This window comes from Actinomadura physcomitrii (assembly GCF_008923205.2).
Classification (GTDB): Bacteria; Actinomycetota; Actinomycetes; order Streptosporangiales; family Streptosporangiaceae; genus Spirillospora; species Spirillospora physcomitrii.
In genome coordinates, this window is the sequence record NZ_WBMS02000007.1 from 124,044 (window position 1) to 139,464 (window position 15,421).

Consider the following 15,421-nt stretch of genomic DNA (forward strand, 5'->3'; position numbering starts at 1 on the left):
TCGGGAGCGGTGTCATGCGCCGGGTTCGGCGCCGACCAGGGAGACGAAGGACACGCATTCGCCGGGCGCGCCCCCGAGGTTGTGGGTCAGGGCGAGCCGGCGGCCTTCGGCGAGGGAGTCGATCCGTCGTTCCGCCGGCGCCTCGCCGCGCAGCTGCAGCCAGGCTTCGAACATCATCCGCAGCCCCGAGGCGCCGATCGGGTGGCCGAACGCCTTCAGTCCCCCGTCCGGGTTGACGGGCAGCTCCCCGTTGAGATCGAACGCGCCCGCCTGGACGTCCTTCCATGCCTGCCCCCGCTCGGAGAACCCCAGGTCCTCCATGAGGACGAGCTCGGTGGGGGTGAAGCAGTCGTGAACCTCCGCCATCGCGATCTGCGTCCGCGGGTCGGTGACACCGGCCTGCCGGTAGGCGTCCTGGGCGGACGCGACCACCTCGGGGAACGTCGTGAAGTCGTAGTCGGGATCGCTGGTGCCGGTGGCGGCCCCGGCGACGAAGGACAGTGCCTTCACGAAGATCGGCTTGTCCGTGTAGCGGTGGGCGTCCTCCGCGCGCACCACGATCGCGGCCGCGGACCCGTCCGACACGCCGGAGCAGTCGAACACGCCCAGCATGCCGGCGACCGGAGGCGCCGCCTTGATGCGCTCGATCGGCACCTCCTTGCGGAACTGCGCCCGCTCGTTGCGGGCTCCGTTCACATGGTTCTTCCACGCGATCCGGGCCAGCACGTCCTTCAACTGGTCCTGGTCGACGCCGTACCGCTCGGCGTAGGCGGGCGCGAGGAGGCTGAAGGCCGCCGGAGCCGTCATGTCGTTCATGCCCACGGTGCCGTCATCGGGGACCGCCGTGCCGACGAGTCCCGAGTAGCCCGAGTCCTTCAGCTTCTCGACACCGACGGCCATCGCCACGTCGTAGGCGCCGGACGCCACCGCGTAGCAGGCCTGGCGCAGGGCCTCCGAGCCGGTGGCGCAGAAGTTCTCCACGCGGGTGACCGGCTTGTCGGCGATGCGCAGCGTCCGGCTGAGCGTCAGCCCCGAGACGCCCGACCCCTGGGTGCCGAGCCAGAAGGCGTCGATGTCCGGCAGGTCGATCCCCGCCGACTGCGCGGCGGCGTTCGTGGACTCCACCAGCATGTTCGCCACCGACCGGCCCCAGTGCTCGCCGAAGGCCGTGCAGCCCATGCCGACGATCGCCACGCGGTCGCGGATACCGTTCGATCCCACTGGTCTCCTCCTCAGCCTTGCCCCGGGACGCGGCGCGCGGGCCGCGCCTTCCAGAAGTAGTTGTGGACGCCGCGGGCGGTCTGGGTCCGCCGGAACGACATCTCCACCCGGTCCCCGATCCGGACCGCCCCGGGATCGGTGTCGGTCAGCTCGCACCGCAGCCGGCCGCCGCCGTCGAAGTCCACGACGGCGGAGATCACCGGAGGGCTGAGCGAGTACGCCAGATGGTCGACGGTGAAGGTCGCGATGGTCGCCGGGACGTCGGCCATCGGCTCGGGCTCCATCTCCCCCGTGTGACGGCAGGCACGGCACACGTCGGCGGGCGGGAGATGCCGCGTCCCGCAGGACGCGCACCGACCCGCCACGAACGCGTACTTCCAGTCCGTCGAGCGGTACATGGGCGGCGCGTACGGGGGCTCGGGGTCGGGGCGCCGGGGCGGCTCCCGGTCGAGGAGGCCCCGCCAGGTCAGGAAGGTCGCGTAGGGCAGCGAGTCGTCGCCGCCCGCGATCTGCTCCGCGACCGCCGGCGAGGAGCGGCGCTCGCCCAGCGCCTCGGTCGTCCGGAAGACCAGCGACGAGGCGCCGTCGGCCAGCAAGAGGACGGCGATGGTCTCGCCCGCCCCCGCGCGGTCCAGCACGTCGCAGAGGACGACGCCGAACTGCGCCGTCCCCGGGTTGCCGATCGCGCGGGTGAGGTCGTCCGCCCATGCCTCGCGCGGCACGCCGGTCCGCGCGGCGGCGGCCCGGACGGCGCGGCCGTGGGCGCCCGCGACGATGAGGTGGTCGACGGCGTCCGGCGTCAGGTCGGCCTTCTTCAGCGCCTGCGCGAACGCGGCTTCGGCCAGCGGCACGTATGCCTGTTCACCGAAACGCTCCTCCCAGATCCGCGACGAGATGTCGCCCTGGGGGCGCCAGCGGTCGAGGAACTCCGCGGTCGCCCAGCCCTGGCCGAGCAGCTCGGCGATCACCGGCGCGGTGGACGCCTCGTCCCCCGAACCGGAGAAGAGCAGGGCCGCCGCCGCGTCGCCGCCGTCCCGCTCGTCGGCTCCGCCGGGGAGCCCGCCGCGCAGGTCCGACAGCACCGCCAGCGCGGGGACCGGCGAGTCGACGGCCGCGGTGACGGCGTCCAGCCCGGACCGGATGGCGCCGCACATGTCGGCGGCGGGCGCCGACCGGTCCAGCCGAAGGGCCGCGTGGACGGCGGTGGCGTTGGTCTTGTCGGTGTAGGCGGGCGCCGACGACGCGAAGAACAGCCTGCGAGGGGCGTGCCCCTGGGGAAGGCCGCGCAGCGCGGTACGGCCGGCCTCGACCCCCAGTGAGGTGCTGTCCTCGTCATGCCCGGCGACCGCGCGGGTCCCCGGCGCGGCCGGGCCGCCGAGCACCGCGGCGATCTCCGCCCGGCGCAGCCGACGGTGCGGGACGTAGGCGCCGTAGGCGATCAGACCACCCATGCGACCTCCCTCTCTGCGTGGGATACAGTTACATAATTCTACTACTTTAACAAGGCGAGGACAGGCCTGGAGCACCGGGCCTCACCTTGCGGGATATAGCTAGATATATAGAATAGTTTCATCTTCTCGGGGATGTTCAGGAGGTCTGATGACCAAGATCTGGGCCAACTCGGCCGACTCGCATGTGCTGGAACCCGACGACCTGTGGCTCCAGGCGCTGCCCAAGCGGCTGGCGGAGCGCGCGCCGCGCAGCGAGCGCGGCGACCGGTTCGAGGTGCTCTACATCGACGGCGACCAGGTCAGCCGACAGCTGAACGACATGATGGACGCGATCCGCCCGCCGGGCGCCCGCGACCTCGACGTCCGGCTCAAGGACCTCGACCAGGAGGGCGTCTGGGGCCAGGTGGCCTTCCCCTCGATGGGCTTCTGGCACGTGCTCATCCGGGACCAGGAGCTCGCCCGCGAGGTCGTCCGCTCCTGGAACGACTGGGCGCACGCGGAGATCATGCAGCGCACCGACAGGATCTTCACTCCGGCCTGCGTCTCGATGGCGAACATGGACGACGCCGTCACCGAGCTCGAGCGCGCCGCGGAGTTGGGCTTCCAGGCGGTGTTCCTGCCCACCCAGACCGCGGCCGGCGAGGAGTACGGCCTGGACCGGTGGGAGCCGCTGTGGACGGTCGCCGAGCGCGCCGGCATGGCACTGGCCTTCCACATCGGGACCGGCGGCGACACGGTCGTCTACCGCGGCCCCGGCGGCGCGGTCGTCAACTTCATGGAGACGACCTACCCCGGCATGCGGGTGGTGTCGCACATGGTCGCGGGCGGCGCCCTGGATCGCCACCCCGACCTGAAGATCTTCATCGCCGAGGGCGGCGCCTCATGGCTCCCGGCGATCGCGGACCGGATGGACGAGGCGTACCGCCAGCACGGGATCTTCGTGCGCCCGAAGCTGAGCCGCCTGCCCAGCGAGATCATCAAGCAGCAGGTGTACGCGTCGTTCCAGCACGACGTCAGCGCCGTGGACACCGTGAGGTACACCGACTACCAGAACGTCATGTGGGGCGACGACTACCCGCACCTGGAGGGCACCTACGGGCACACGCAGGAGACCCTGCGCGGCCTGTTCGACGGGGTGCCGGACGAGGTCCGCGAGCGCGTCACCCGGGGCGCGTTCAAAGAGCTGTTCACGGTCCCCGACCAGACTCCCCAGCAGGCGGCCGTCTGACCGGACACCGCTCCCGGGCGCGCCGGGCGGTCTTCGCCGACCGCCCGGCGCGTCCCGTTTCTCAGCCCGCGCTCCTTCCTCCGTCGATCACATAGCACTGGCCCGTGATGTAGGAGGCCTGGTCGGAGGCGAGGAAGAGGGCCAGGTTCGCCACCTCGTCCGGGCCGCCGAGGCGGCCCATCGGGATTCTCGCCGACAGCATCTCCAGCATCTCCGGCGTGCTGCCGTCCAGGATCGCGGTCTGCGTCGTGCCGGGGCAGACCGCGTTGACGCGGATGCCGTCCTTGACGTACTCCAGCGCCGCGACCTTGGTCATCATCACCTGCGCCCCCTTCGAAGTGATGTAGGCGGAGGAACCGGGGGTCGCCCTGAAGCCGCCGATGGAGGCGGTGTTGACCACCGACGCTCCCGACGGCGCCTCGAGCAGCAGGGGCAGCGCGTGCTTGAGGACGAGATAGGACCCGCGCACGTTCACCGCCATCACACGATCGAACTCCGCCATGTCCATCTCGTGGATGCGGGCACGGCCGCCGGCGATCCCGGCGTTGTTGGCGAGCACCTCCAGGCGTCCGTACCGTGCACGGCAGTGCTCCATCAGCGACAGGATCGATCGCTCATCGCTCACATCGCACGTGAAGGGTTCCACCTGGCCTGCGGCCTCCTTCGCGACGTCCCGCTCCTTCCCCGACACGTCCGCGGCCACGACCGTGGCGCCCTCGGCGGCGAACCTGAGCGTGATGGCGCGCCCGATTCCCGAGCCCGCGCCCGTCACGACCGCGACCTTGTCCTGCAGAAGACCCATGTCGTTCTCCTTTCGTCGATCCGGGCTCGTCAGGCCGGGACGCCGCCATCGATGACGAGCATCGAGCCGGTGGTGTAGCTGGAGGCGGCGGAGGCGAAGTACAGCGCCGCGCCGACGATCTCGGACGGCTCTCCGCCGCGCCCGAGGGCGAAGTTCTCGGCGGCGTGCTTGTCGAACGCCTCCCGATCCCAGTGCGCGGCCACGTCTGTGAAGAACCCGCCCGGCATGATCCCGTTGACCCGTACTCTGGGGCCGAAGGCGTGCGCGAACGAGGCGGTCATGCTGTTCAGCCCGGCCTTGGCCGCCGCGTAGGGGATGACGTCCGCGCCCGTACGGATCGCGCCGATGCTGCTGATGTTGAGGATGGAACCGCCGTCGGCCGCCGCCATCCGCGTGCCCACCTGGGCCATCAGGCGGAAAGGACCCTTGAGGTTGACGGCGAAGACCTTGTCGTAGAGATCTTCGCTGACGTTCAGGACGTTGTCGTAGAGCGGTGACATCCCGGCGTTGTTGACCAGGACGTCGACGCGTCCGAAGCGGTCGTACACCTCGTCGACCATGCGGTCGATCTGGCTCCATTCGCCGACGTGGCAGGCGATCGGCAGGGCTTGGCGGCCGGTCCGGTCGCGGACTTCGGCGGCGACCGCCTCGCACGCGGGGAGCTTGCGGCTGGCGATCACGACGTCGGCGCCGGCGGCGGCGAAGGCGAGGACCATCTCGCGCCCGAGTCCTCGGCTTCCGCCGGTGACAAGCGCGATCTTGCCCTTCAGGTCGAACAGGTCGGTACGGTCGTACGGGTTCGTCATCAAGAAACCTCCGGTGCGGACTCGGTCCGCGAACAGGGCCGGCCCGGACGGGCGCGGCCGGGCAGGGCGCCCCACGACGACAGGCGCGCGATGTAACGACGGACGGCCTGCTGGGCGAGGGCGCCGTCGCCGCTCACCACGGCTTCGACGATCTCCGTGTGGCGTTCGTCCAGCCAGGTGCGGTCCCGGTGGTCGATCTCCCGGATCCCGTGCTCGAGGCACAGGTCGATGATTACCCGGAGGAACAGTTCGGCCGCGGGGTTCCCGGAGAGCCGTGCGATCTCGACATGGACGTTCGGCAGTTCGGCGGGTTCGCCGCCCCGCGCGAGGAGCCCGTCGGCGAGCACCGCGCGCAACCGGGCCGCGCTCTCGGGGTCGATCGTCGCGGCCAGCCGGCTCACGGCCGCGACCTCGACCGTCAGCCACACGTCGAACAGGTCCTCGGAGCGGACGCCCCGGTAGTCCAGGAAGAGCCGGGCGGCGCCGAGGACGGCCTCGGCGTCCGGAGCCGTGACCACCAGCCCGCCGCCCGGGCCCGGTCGGCGCCGCGCGACCCCCTCCGCCTCCAGCAGTCTGACCGCCTCGCGCAGGACCGACCGCCCCACGCCGAGCCGGACGGTCAGCTCGGCCTCCGAGCCGAGGACGGTCCCCACCGCCCAGCCCGACTCGATGATCATCTCTTCGATCCTGCGTGCCGTCCGAGAGGCGAGCGACCGTCTCTCCGAGCGGCTCGGGACCAGATCCCTGCGCAGGTATTGCGGTCCTTCGGGCTGCCTCATCCACGCCTCCCTTCCGTCCGGGGGTCTCCGGGCGGCACTCCGACCAGGATATGGACGATAAAGTAAAATCATGTTATATAGATAACTCATTCAAGGAACACGGCGCAAGGTTTGGAGTCCCATGCCCGGACAAGCCGGCACGCCCGGCCCCGATCACCCGGTCGTACAGCCCGCGGAGCTGGCCGAACGCGCCTCTGCCGCCGCGGGACGCCCCGTACGCGACCTCGTCCCGCTTCAAGGCGGCGCCTCCAGCCTCACCTTCAGGGCGCGATGGGCGGACGGGCCCGCCTCGGAACCGCTCGTGCTGAAGGTCGCTCCGCCGGGCGTCCCCCCTGTGCGCAACCGTGACGTGCTCAGGCAGGCCAAAGTCCTGCGTTCGCTCGCGAAAGAGCAGGACGTCCTCGTGCCGGAAGTCCTCTTCGAGGACGCCGGCACCCCGCCGGACGTCCCGCCCCTGTTCGGGATGTCGTTCGTCGCCGGTGAGTCACTCGATCCCAACATCGACCCGGACATCACCCTGCCTGCCCCGGCAGACGTCACCGGCCGGGCGCGGCACGCCGCCGAGACCCTGGCGGCCCTGCACCGCACCGATCTCGCACGGACGGGCCTGGACGGCGAACCCGCCGGCACCCTTCCCGCCGAGATCGACCGATGGGTGCGCGCCTTCGGCACGGTGCCCGACGACCTGCGCCCCGGCGCCGACGCCGTGGCCGAGCAGCTCGGCGCGACCGTGCCCAGGGCATGCGATCCGGTGCTCCTGCACGGCGACTACCGCCTGGGCAACACCCTGTGCGAAGGCAGTCGCCTGCGCGCGGTCATCGACTGGGAGATCTGGTCGATCGGCGACCCCCGGCTCGACCTGGCCTGGTTCCTGCTGACCGCCGACCCCGACGCGCATCCCTCCGCGCAGCGGCGAGCACCGGGAATGCCGGGCCCGGACGAACTGCGTGCCGTCTACGCCGACGCCGGAGGCCCCTCGACGGAAAACCTCGAGTGGTTCGAGGCCCTGGCGCTGTTCAAGCTGGCCGCCGCGTCCGCCCTCATCGCCAAGAACGCGCGACGGCGCGGCGAGACGTCGGGCTTCGGCGCCCGCGCCGCAGAGCAGGTACCGGACATGATCGCCCGCGCCCGCACCGCGCTCGTCTGATCACCACCACGCCCCCGGAAAGGACACCATGGCCTGGGATTTCTCCACGGATCCGGAGTTCCAGCAGGAGCTGGACTGGATGCGGGAGTTCGTCGAGACCGAGACCGAGCCGCTGTGCCTGCTCTGGCCGGGCATGGACCACACCCCGCCGCCGCCGTGGCTGCGCAAGGTGATCGACCCCCTCAAGCAGCGCGTCCGCGACCGGGGGCTGTGGGCCTGCCACCTCCCGCCGGAGCTGGGCGGTCACGGCTACGGGCAGGTGAAGCTCGCGCTCATGAACGAGATCATCGGTCGCAACGAGTGGGCGCCGACGATCTTCGGCGTCCAGGGGCCGGACACCGGCAACGCGGAGATCCTCGCCCACTACGGGACGGAGGAGCAGAAGGCGCGCTACCTCCGTCCGCTCCTGGAGGGAGAGGTCTTCTCCTGCTTCTCGATGACCGAACCGCAGGCAGGCGCCGACCCCCGGCTCTTCACCACCCGGGCGGTCCGCGACGGCGACGGCTGGGTGATCAACGGCGAGAAGTTCTTCTCCTCCAACGTCGAGCAGGCCGCGTTCGTCATCGTCATGGCGGTCACCGACCCGGACGCCGACCCGATCCGCGGCATGTCGATGTTCCTGGTGCCGGCGGACACGCCCGGCATCGAGGTCGTGCGCCCCACCATGACCTATGGCGAGGAACCGGGCGGGATGACGCACCCGCACCTGCGCTACCGCGACGTCCGCGTCGGGCCCGAGGCCATGCTGGGCGGGGAGGGACAGGCGTTCGTCGTGGCCCAGACGCGGCTCGGCGGAGGCCGAGTCCACCATTCGATGCGAGCCGTCGGCGTCGCCACGCGGGCGTTCGAGATGATGTGCGAGCGCGCGCTGAGCCGGCGGGCGCACGGCTCGCTCGTAGCCGACAAGCAGCTGGTGCAGCAGGCGATCGCCGACTCGTGGGCTCAAATCAGCCAGTACCGCCTGTTCGTCCTGCACACCGCGTGGCTGATCGACCAGGGCGGCACCGCGAGCGTCCGCAAGGAGATCGCAGCGATCAAGAACCTCGGCGCGAAGCTGGTGCACGACGTGGTCGAGCGCGCGGTCCACGTGCACGGCGCGCTCGGCGTGTCGGACGAGATGCCGCTGGCGCGGATGTGGATGCAGGTCCCGATGTTCGGCATCTGGGACGGACCGACCGAAGCCCACACGACGACCGTCGCCCGGCAGGTGCTGCGCGACTTCTCCCCCGCCCCCGGCCCCTGGCCGACCGAGTGGCTCCCGGGGCGCCGCGAGGCCGCCCGGCGGCGCTACGCCGCGGCCCTCGCCGAGCAGGCGGCATGGGAGGCGCGGGCGGATGGCGCCGGCACCGGCCCGACGTTGACGCAAAATAGTTAAACTGTTACTTCTATATAGCTCTTTAAGGTCGCTGTGGCCCTCGCTGTCGCCGACCCGGCCCCCGTGGTGCGGGGGACGGGTCGGCGCCCGCAGAACCCACCGCCGCACAGGAGGGACCCGGACGTGCCGACCCCGCATCCTCTCGACCTGAGCGGCCGTGTGGCCCTCGTCACGGGAGGCAACTCCGGCATCGGCCTCGGCATGGCGGAGGGGCTGGCCCGCGCCGGCGCCGACGTGTGCGTCTGGGGCCGTGACCGCGACAAGAACAGGGCCGCGGTCGAACGCCTCACCGCACATGGCCACCGGGCCACCGCCGACACGATCGACATCGGCGACGAGGACGCCGTCGTCTCGGGCTTCGGCCGCCTGATCGAAGAGTACGGGCGCCTGGACGCCTGCTTCGCCAACGCGGCCCTCGCCAACGCCATGACCAACCCCCGCTTCCTCGACTCGACGCTTCAGCAGTGGCGGCATCTCATGCGCGTCGACCTGGAGGGCGCCTACCTCACCACCCGTGAGGCGGCACGGCACATGGTCGATCTGGGCAACGGCGGCAGCATCGTCGTCACCTCGAGCATCGCGGCCCTCTTCGGAGCACCCCGCGAAGAGGCTTATTCCGCGGCCAAGGGAGCCCTGCTGTCGCTGTCCCGCTCCCTCGCCGTGGAGTTCGGCCGGTACGGCATCCGGGCCAATGCCGTGCTCCCCGGATGGACGCGTTCGCCCGTCTTCGACGGCTGGCTCGAGAACCCGGCGGTCGGCGAAAAGGTGATGGCGCGAATACCCCTGCGACGCTGGGGCACACCGGACGACTGGGCGGGCGTCGCCATCTACCTCGCCAGCCCGGCCTCGTCCTTCCATACCGGGGACTGCCTGCGCATCGACGGCGGATACGGGATCTTCTGATGCCCGCGACGACCCGAGACGACGGCACCGTCCTGCTCACCGAGGCGGCGGGCGGCGTGATGACGCTGACCCTCAACAGGCCCGAGGCCCGCAACGCCCTGTCCCCCGAGCTCGTCACCGCCCTCGACGCCGCGCTCACCCGGTTCGAGAAGGACGACGGCATCCGCGCCGCCGTGATCACCGGGCGAGGGCCGGCCTTCTGCGCCGGGCTCGACCTGAAGGTCTTCGCCGCGGCCGGAGCGGACCGCCGGTCCGTCGGAGACCTGCTCCGCCGGTTCGGCCGGCTCGCCAAGCCCGTCGTCGGGGCCGTCAACGGACCGGCGGTGGCGGGCGGTCTCGAACTGGCCCTCGGCTGCGACTTCCTGATCGGCGGACCGAGGGCGATGTTCGCCGACACCCATGTCCGCATCGGCGCCTTCCCCGGCGGCGGGATGACCGCGAGGCTCGAACGGGCCGTCGGTGTCCGGACGGCGAAGGCCATGAGCCTGGCCGGGCTCCGCCTCGACGCCGGGGCGGCGCTCCGGGCGGGCCTGCTCGCCGAGGTCGTCGAGAACGACGCGCTCCTCGCGCGAGCTCACGAGCTGGCCGGAGCCATCGCCGCGGCAAAGCCGGAACTCGTCGCCGTCGTCAACAGGCTCTACGACGAGAACGGCGACCTCTCCCTGGACGACGCGCTGGCCGCCGAAGAGGACGAGCTCGAACGCTGGCGCAGCACCCAGCCCTCGAAATGGTCCGTCTGAGCCGCTGAAGGGGAGCTGAATGGAGAAGGACCCGTCAGGCCGCGACGCGGACCTCACCGTCATGGTCACCGGCGCGACCGGCATGCAGGGCGGTGCGGTGGCCCGATCACTGCGACACGCGGGGATCAGGGTCGTCGCGCTGGTACGCGATCCAGCGAGCGCCGCGGCACGCGCACTCCGAGCGGGAGACATCTCTTTGGCGGTCGGGGATTTCGATGCTCCCGCCTCACTCGAGGAGGCGTGCGCCGGCTGCACATCGGTGTTCTCGGTGCAGCCCGCCCCGTTCGCCGACCCGGATTCCGAGAGGCGGCAGGCACGCGCCCTGATCGACGCTGCCCGCGCGGCGGGTGTCGTCCACCTGGTCCATACCTCCGTGTCCGGAACGGGGTGGCGTGCACACCATCCCGCCGTCGACGCCGGTGAAATGCGCAACTACTGGGACAGCAAGGAGGACGTGGAGGCGCTGGTCCGCTCCGCGGGCTTCAACGCCTACACCATCTTCAAACCGGCCTTCTTCATGGAGAACTTCCTGCCTCCGAAAACCGGGCACATGTTCCCCCACCTCGCCGGCGGCGAGCTCGTCGTCGCCACGGACGAGAACACCGAGGTCGCCCTCGTCGCCGCCGGCGATCTCGGGTGCGCCGTCACGGCCGCCGTCACAGATCGGCGGCGCTTCGAAGGCGCCGAGATCGAACTCGGCGGCGACACGCGTACCTTCCCCGAGATCGCGGCGACCATCGCGGAGGTCACCGGCGCACCCGTGTCGCCGCGCTGCCTGCCCCGCCCGGAGGTGGACGCCCGCATGGGCCGCCGGTCGTGGTCGGCGACGCAGGCATGGTTCGACGGCGTCGGCTACCCGGCACGTCCGCACCACGCCGCGGCATACGGCTTGGACCTCACCGGCTTCAGGCACTGGGCCGTCCAGCACCGAGATGAACTGCGAGCCGCACGGAACGTCAACAGCCCGCGCGTATGACAACGGGTCGCACCTCGCGGCCCTGCACTACGAGGGTGTCTCGTCCGCCGTGGCAGATTCGGCGGCCTCAATGATCTCCAGGATCCGATCGGGTGAGAGCGACTGCCCGTTCACCGTCGCGCCGAGCGGTGCGAGCGCGTCGCGGACGGCGTTGACCAGCGCGGCGGGCGAGGCGATGGCGCCTCCCTCGCCGAGGCCTTTGTGGCCGCCGGGCGTCGTGGACGGCGTGACGACGTGCCCGTACTCCAGGTCGGGCACCTCCGCGGCGGTCGGGACGAGATAGTCCATGAACGTCGTCGTCGTGGGGTTGCCGTCGGAGTCGTAGATCATGTGCTCGTAGAACACGCCGCCGATGCCCTGCACCACGCCGCCGGCGATCTGCCCTTCCACGACCATCGGGTTGATCATGTTCCCGCAGTCCTCGGAGACCACGTAGCGGAGGATGTCCACCTTGCCGGTCTCGCGGTCGATTTCGATGGTGACGGCGTGGCAGGCGTTAGAGAACATGAACAGCGGGGCCTTGTACCGCCTGGAGACCTCAAGGCCGGGCTCGCTGCCGGGCGGCAGCGCGTCGGTGTCGAAGTACGCGAGGCCGGCGATCTCCGCGAGCGTCACGGTCGGTCCTCCCGGGACGCCGCGCACGCCGACCACGGCGTCCACCATCTCGACGTCGGACGGGCTCGCCTCCAGCATGTGGGCTGCGATACCGAGGACGCGTTCGCGCATCAGCGCCGCGGCGGCGTGGGCCGCGCCCCCGGCTACCGCGCCGGTCCGGCTGCCGCCCGTGCCCGGCCCGTACGGCGTCGCGGCGGAGTCGCCCTGGACGATCCGCACGTCGTCGATCGGCACGCCCAGTTCGTCGGCGACGACCTGCGCCATCGTCGTCTCGACACTCTGCCCGTGGCTTCCGGTCCCCATGGAGACGTTGACCTTGCCGCTGGGCTCGACGCGTATCGTCGCCGCCTCGGTGCTCAGGTTGCCGAAACCGAACTGCGGCTCGACGTACAGGGACAGCCCGACGCCCAGCAGCCGGCCTTGAGCCCTTGCCTCCTCCTGCTCGCGGCGGAACCGCCCGTAGCCGATGAGTTCGGCCGCCTGTTCCAGCGTCTCGGCCGGGCTGATCGTCTCGTAGACGAGGGTGCTCGGCGAGGTGAAAGGCAGTTCCTCGCGCGAGATGACGTTGCGCCGCCGCATTTCCAGCGGATCGATCCCCAGCTTCCGTGCCACCACGTCCATCATCTGTTCGCGGCCGGTGGTCTCCATCATCCACGGGCCGCGGTACGCACAGCGTCCGCAGGTGTTCGTGTACACCGCACGCCCGGTGTACTTCACCGATCCGGGGCCGGCCCAGCGGTACGGACCGGGGAACATCCCGGCGGCACTCCCGGCCGCCGACCCGTTGCCGGGGTACGGATAGGCGCCCACGTCCTCCAGGTGGTCGGCCCTGCCCGCGAGCAGCACGCCCCGGTCGTCGGTGGCGACCATGATCTCGATCCGCTCCTCGCGCGCGTGCCCGCCGCCGATAAGGTTCTCGGCCCGGTCCTCGATCCACTTGAGAGGGCGGCCGCCGATCAGCCGCGACGCGATGACGACGGCGTGCTCCTCGCGCATCGGGAACATCTTCTGCCCGAACGAGCCGCCGACATCACCCATCGTGACGTGGATGGCGTCTTCGGGAATGCCCAGCATGCGCGAGTAGAACAGGCGCGGTTCGTGCACGCCCTGCCCGGAGAGGGTCAGTTCGAGCCGCCGCGTCCAGGGATCCCATCGCGCGACCACGCCGCGGGTCTCCATGGGGACGCACAGGTACCGGTGCTGGTCGAAGGTCTCGGTGAACACGTGGGGCGCCGTATCGAAGCGCTCCTCGAAGCCCGGGATGTCGGCGGTCGGGACCTCTTCGGCGATGTTGTCCGCCAACTCGGGATGCACGCGCGGGGCGCCCTCGGCCAGGGCCGCCGCGAACCCGACGACGGGGTCCTCCACGTCGATGTCCACGTCGACGAGTTCGGCGGCGTCCTCGGCCAGGTAGCGCGATTCGGCGACGACCAGCGCGATGGGCTCGCCCACGTACCGGACGTCGGTGTCGGCCAGAACCCGGCCGGGCGTGCCGACCGACTGCGGTCCGGTCATCGTCTGCCAGAACTGGTGGGAGGGCGAGTTCACCTCGGCGGCGGTCAGGACCGCGACCACACCGGGCATCTCCCGTGCCGCGTCCACGTCGAGTCCGACGATCCTGCCGCGGGCGACGGTGCTGCGTACGAAGGCGACGTGCACGGTGCCCGGTGGATTCAGATCGTCCACGTACCGTCCTCGCCCGGTGATCAGGCGGGCGTCCTCACGGCGCGGCATCCGCCGCCCCACCCAGCGTGCGGCCGTGGCGCCGCCGAACGGCCCCGCCTGGTCGCCGTTCGCGCCGACGACCGGGTTCTCTCGCGCCGTACGCGCCGGTTCCGTGCCCAACGAGTCCGTGCTCACCGACGTCCCATCTCCTCGGCCGCCGCCTTCACGGCGCGGATGATCCCCTGGTAGCCGGTGCACCGGCACAGGTTCCCGGACAGTCCGTCCCTGATCTCCTCTTCACCGGGAGCCGGATTGTCGCGGAGGAAGGCCGTCACCGAGAGGACGAACCCTGGCGTGCAGAAGCCGCACTGCAGCCCATGATGTTCGCGGAAGGCCCGCTGAACCGCTGTCAGCGAGTCGGCGTCCGCCGCGAGCCCCTCGATGGTCGTGACCTCGGCTCCCTCGGCCTGGACGGCGAAGACCAGGCATGCCCGCACGGCCGCACCGTCCAGCAGGACGGTGCAGGCGCCGCAGACGCCGTGCTCGCAGCCCAGATGGGTCCCGGTGAGCCCGAGATCCTCGCGCAGCGTGTCGGCGAGCGTCTTCCGCGGCTCGACCCGGACTCTCCGAGCCTCGCCGTTCACCGTCAGGGCCACCTCCATCTCGGTGCCGGCGTCCTGCGTCGCGGTGATCTCAGCCATGGTCCGCCTCCTTCAGAGCCGTCGAGAGAGCACGTGCGACGAGCGCCGCGCCGACCTTCGCGCGGTAGTGCGTCCCCGCGTGCACGTCCGAGGGCGGGTCGGTGCCGGCCACCGCCTGGGCGCCCACGTCGTCGAGATCGAGCGCGGCCGCCTCCGAGCCCGTGAGCGAGCGTTCGACAGCCTCGGCCCGCAGCGGCACGCTTCCCATCCCGATCAGGCCGATGGCGACCCGGCTGATCCGTCCGGCGTCGACCTGGACGCCGCACACGGCCCCGGCCAAGGCGAAGTCACCATGGCGGCGTGCGACCTCGGCCACCGCGAACCCGCTGCGCGGCCTCCATATCGGGAATCTGACCGCGACGAGCAGTTCGTCCGGTTCCAATGCCGTGGTGAAGAGAGTCCGGAAGAAGGCGGCGGCCGCCACGCGACGCGTGCCGTCGGGCCCGGCCAGCTCGAACTCGGCATCGAGAGCGCGAGCCACCGCCGGCAGTTCGGCCGCGGCGTCCGCGTGCGCGAGCGACCCGCCCAGGGTGCCCCGGTTGCGAATCTGGAAGTGCCCGATGTACGGGGCCGCTCGCGCGAGCAACGGCACCGCCGCCGCCACCACCGGATCTCGCTCCAGGGCGACGTGTCGCGTCGTAGCACCCACGACCAGCGTCCCGTTCTCGCGGCGCACCCCGCCGAGCCCGGCGACCCGGTTGACGTCGACCACCTGCTCCGGCCGGGCGAGCCGGAGGGCCATCATGGGGACCAGGCTCTGGCCGCCCGCCAGCACCTTGGCATCGTCGCCGAGTTCGGAGAGCAGAGCGGTGGCCTCGGCCACGTCGGCCGGTGCGTGATAGCCGAAGGGAGCGGGTTTCATCGGAGTGGACTCCTTCGCACGCGGCACCGGCCGCTGGGATCGTTGAGGATAAAATACACTAATCTAACTATTTTTAAAGAGCTCCGACCGGAAACGGCGCTTGCTTCGGCGGCTTCCGGGAACGGTGCTCTACCCGGTCAGGCGTGGTCG

At 71.0% G+C, this 15,421-nt stretch carries 14 protein-coding genes; 6 read left to right on the forward strand and 8 right to left on the reverse strand.

What is annotated here, in order from left to right; translation table 11 throughout:
• Nucleotides 1-12: 12 nt before the first annotated feature.
• Entirely contained in the window at nt 13-1,221 is a 1,209-nt protein-coding gene (locus F8568_RS11185) for an acetyl-CoA acetyltransferase (RefSeq protein ID WP_151593463.1), read from the reverse strand.
• 11 nt (nt 1,222-1,232) lie between these two features.
• Nucleotides 1,233-2,672, reverse strand: a complete 1,440-nt coding sequence (locus F8568_RS11190; protein WP_151593464.1) for an OB-fold domain-containing protein — start codon at nt 2,670-2,672, stop codon at nt 1,233-1,235.
• A 148-nt stretch (nt 2,673-2,820) separates the two neighbouring features.
• Between F8568_RS11190 and F8568_RS11195 the strand changes: the two genes are divergently transcribed.
• Nucleotides 2,821-3,900 carry an amidohydrolase family protein gene (locus tag F8568_RS11195; RefSeq protein WP_151593465.1) on the forward strand — a complete coding sequence of 360 codons (1,080 nt, stop codon included), beginning with the start codon at nt 2,821-2,823 and terminating at the stop codon, nt 3,898-3,900.
• Between the two features lie 61 nt (nt 3,901-3,961).
• Here the strand turns inward: F8568_RS11195 and F8568_RS11200 are convergent, their stop codons facing one another.
• From F8568_RS11200 to F8568_RS11210, 3 genes are read right to left on the reverse strand one after another with little or no spacing between them, the layout of a single operon-like run.
• Complete coding sequence (locus F8568_RS11200) at nt 3,962-4,702, reverse strand: SDR family NAD(P)-dependent oxidoreductase (protein WP_151593466.1); 741 nt, start codon at nt 4,700-4,702, stop codon at nt 3,962-3,964.
• Nucleotides 4,703-4,731: 29 nt separating this feature from the next.
• Complete coding sequence (locus tag F8568_RS11205) at nt 4,732-5,508, reverse strand: SDR family NAD(P)-dependent oxidoreductase (protein ID WP_151593467.1); 777 nt, start codon at nt 5,506-5,508, stop codon at nt 4,732-4,734.
• On the reverse strand, nt 5,508-6,377 hold the full coding sequence (locus F8568_RS11210) for a FadR/GntR family transcriptional regulator (RefSeq protein WP_151593468.1): 870 nt from the start codon (nt 6,375-6,377) through the stop codon (nt 5,508-5,510). The genes F8568_RS11205 and F8568_RS11210 overlap by 1 nt, the downstream gene beginning before the upstream one ends.
• A gap of 31 nt (nt 6,378-6,408) precedes the next feature.
• On the opposite strand from F8568_RS11210, the gene F8568_RS11215 reads away from it, so the two are divergent.
• The 5 genes from F8568_RS11215 to F8568_RS11235 all read left to right on the forward strand — a co-directional run bounded on the left by F8568_RS11215 (nt 6,409) and on the right by F8568_RS11235 (nt 11,428).
• Complete coding sequence (locus tag F8568_RS11215; RefSeq protein WP_151593469.1) at nt 6,409-7,434, forward strand: phosphotransferase family protein; 1,026 nt, start codon at nt 6,409-6,411, stop codon at nt 7,432-7,434.
• Nucleotides 7,435-7,462: 28 nt separating this feature from the next.
• Nucleotides 7,463-8,809 carry an acyl-CoA dehydrogenase family protein gene (locus F8568_RS11220; RefSeq protein WP_151593470.1) on the forward strand — a complete coding sequence of 449 codons (1,347 nt, stop codon included), beginning with the start codon at nt 7,463-7,465 and terminating at the stop codon, nt 8,807-8,809.
• Nucleotides 8,810-8,932: 123 nt separating this feature from the next.
• The gene (locus F8568_RS11225) at nt 8,933-9,712 is read left to right on the forward strand and encodes an SDR family NAD(P)-dependent oxidoreductase (RefSeq protein WP_328600817.1); all 780 of its coding nucleotides are present in this window, start codon (nt 8,933-8,935) and stop codon (nt 9,710-9,712) included.
• Nucleotides 9,712-10,452, forward strand: a complete 741-nt coding sequence (locus F8568_RS11230; RefSeq protein ID WP_151593471.1) for an enoyl-CoA hydratase — start codon at nt 9,712-9,714, stop codon at nt 10,450-10,452. Before F8568_RS11225 ends, F8568_RS11230 begins: the two co-directional genes overlap by 1 nt.
• Nucleotides 10,453-10,513: 61 nt before the next feature.
• Nucleotides 10,514-11,428: an NmrA family NAD(P)-binding protein gene (locus F8568_RS11235; RefSeq protein WP_160573582.1), complete on the forward strand. Its 915-nt coding sequence runs from the start codon at nt 10,514-10,516 to the stop codon at nt 11,426-11,428.
• A gap of 27 nt (nt 11,429-11,455) precedes the next feature.
• Here F8568_RS11235 and F8568_RS11240 read toward each other — a convergent pair whose 3' ends face one another.
• The 3 genes from F8568_RS11240 to F8568_RS11250 are packed head-to-tail and all read right to left on the reverse strand — an operon-like array spanning nt 11,456 to nt 15,271.
• Nucleotides 11,456-13,903 (reverse strand): xanthine dehydrogenase family protein molybdopterin-binding subunit, encoded by a 2,448-nt coding sequence (locus tag F8568_RS11240; protein WP_202124791.1) that lies wholly within the window; start codon nt 13,901-13,903, stop codon nt 11,456-11,458.
• Nucleotides 13,900-14,409, reverse strand: coding sequence for a (2Fe-2S)-binding protein (locus tag F8568_RS11245; protein ID WP_151593473.1), 510 nt, complete (start codon nt 14,407-14,409; stop codon nt 13,900-13,902). The genes F8568_RS11240 and F8568_RS11245 overlap by 4 nt, the downstream gene beginning before the upstream one ends.
• Entirely contained in the window at nt 14,402-15,271 is an 870-nt protein-coding gene (locus F8568_RS11250) for an FAD binding domain-containing protein (protein ID WP_151593474.1), read from the reverse strand. Before F8568_RS11250 ends, F8568_RS11245 begins: the two co-directional genes overlap by 8 nt.
• Nucleotides 15,272-15,421: the final 150 nt, after the last annotated feature.

Coding starts and splice junctions, on each gene's coding strand:
- F8568_RS11190 (WP_151593464.1), bottom strand. CDS start 2,672: ATGGGTGGTCTGATCGCCTACGGCGCCTACGTCCCGCACCGTCGGCTG.
- F8568_RS11195 (WP_151593465.1), top strand. CDS start 2,821: ATGACCAAGATCTGGGCCAACTCGGCCGACTCGCATGTGCTGGAACCC.
- F8568_RS11200 (WP_151593466.1), bottom strand. CDS start 4,702: ATGGGTCTTCTGCAGGACAAGGTCGCGGTCGTGACGGGCGCGGGCTCG.
- F8568_RS11205 (WP_151593467.1), bottom strand. CDS start 5,508: ATGACGAACCCGTACGACCGTACCGACCTGTTCGACCTGAAGGGCAAG.
- F8568_RS11210 (WP_151593468.1), bottom strand. CDS start 6,377: ATGAGTTATCTATATAACATGATTTTACTTTATCGTCCATATCCTGGT.
- F8568_RS11215 (WP_151593469.1), top strand. CDS start 6,409: ATGCCCGGACAAGCCGGCACGCCCGGCCCCGATCACCCGGTCGTACAG.
- F8568_RS11220 (WP_151593470.1), top strand. CDS start 7,463: ATGGCCTGGGATTTCTCCACGGATCCGGAGTTCCAGCAGGAGCTGGAC.
- F8568_RS11230 (WP_151593471.1), top strand. CDS start 9,712: ATGCCCGCGACGACCCGAGACGACGGCACCGTCCTGCTCACCGAGGCG.
- F8568_RS11235 (WP_160573582.1), top strand. CDS start 10,514: ATGGTCACCGGCGCGACCGGCATGCAGGGCGGTGCGGTGGCCCGATCA.
- F8568_RS11245 (WP_151593473.1), bottom strand. CDS start 14,409: ATGGCTGAGATCACCGCGACGCAGGACGCCGGCACCGAGATGGAGGTG.
- F8568_RS11250 (WP_151593474.1), bottom strand. CDS start 15,271: ATGAAACCCGCTCCCTTCGGCTATCACGCACCGGCCGACGTGGCCGAG.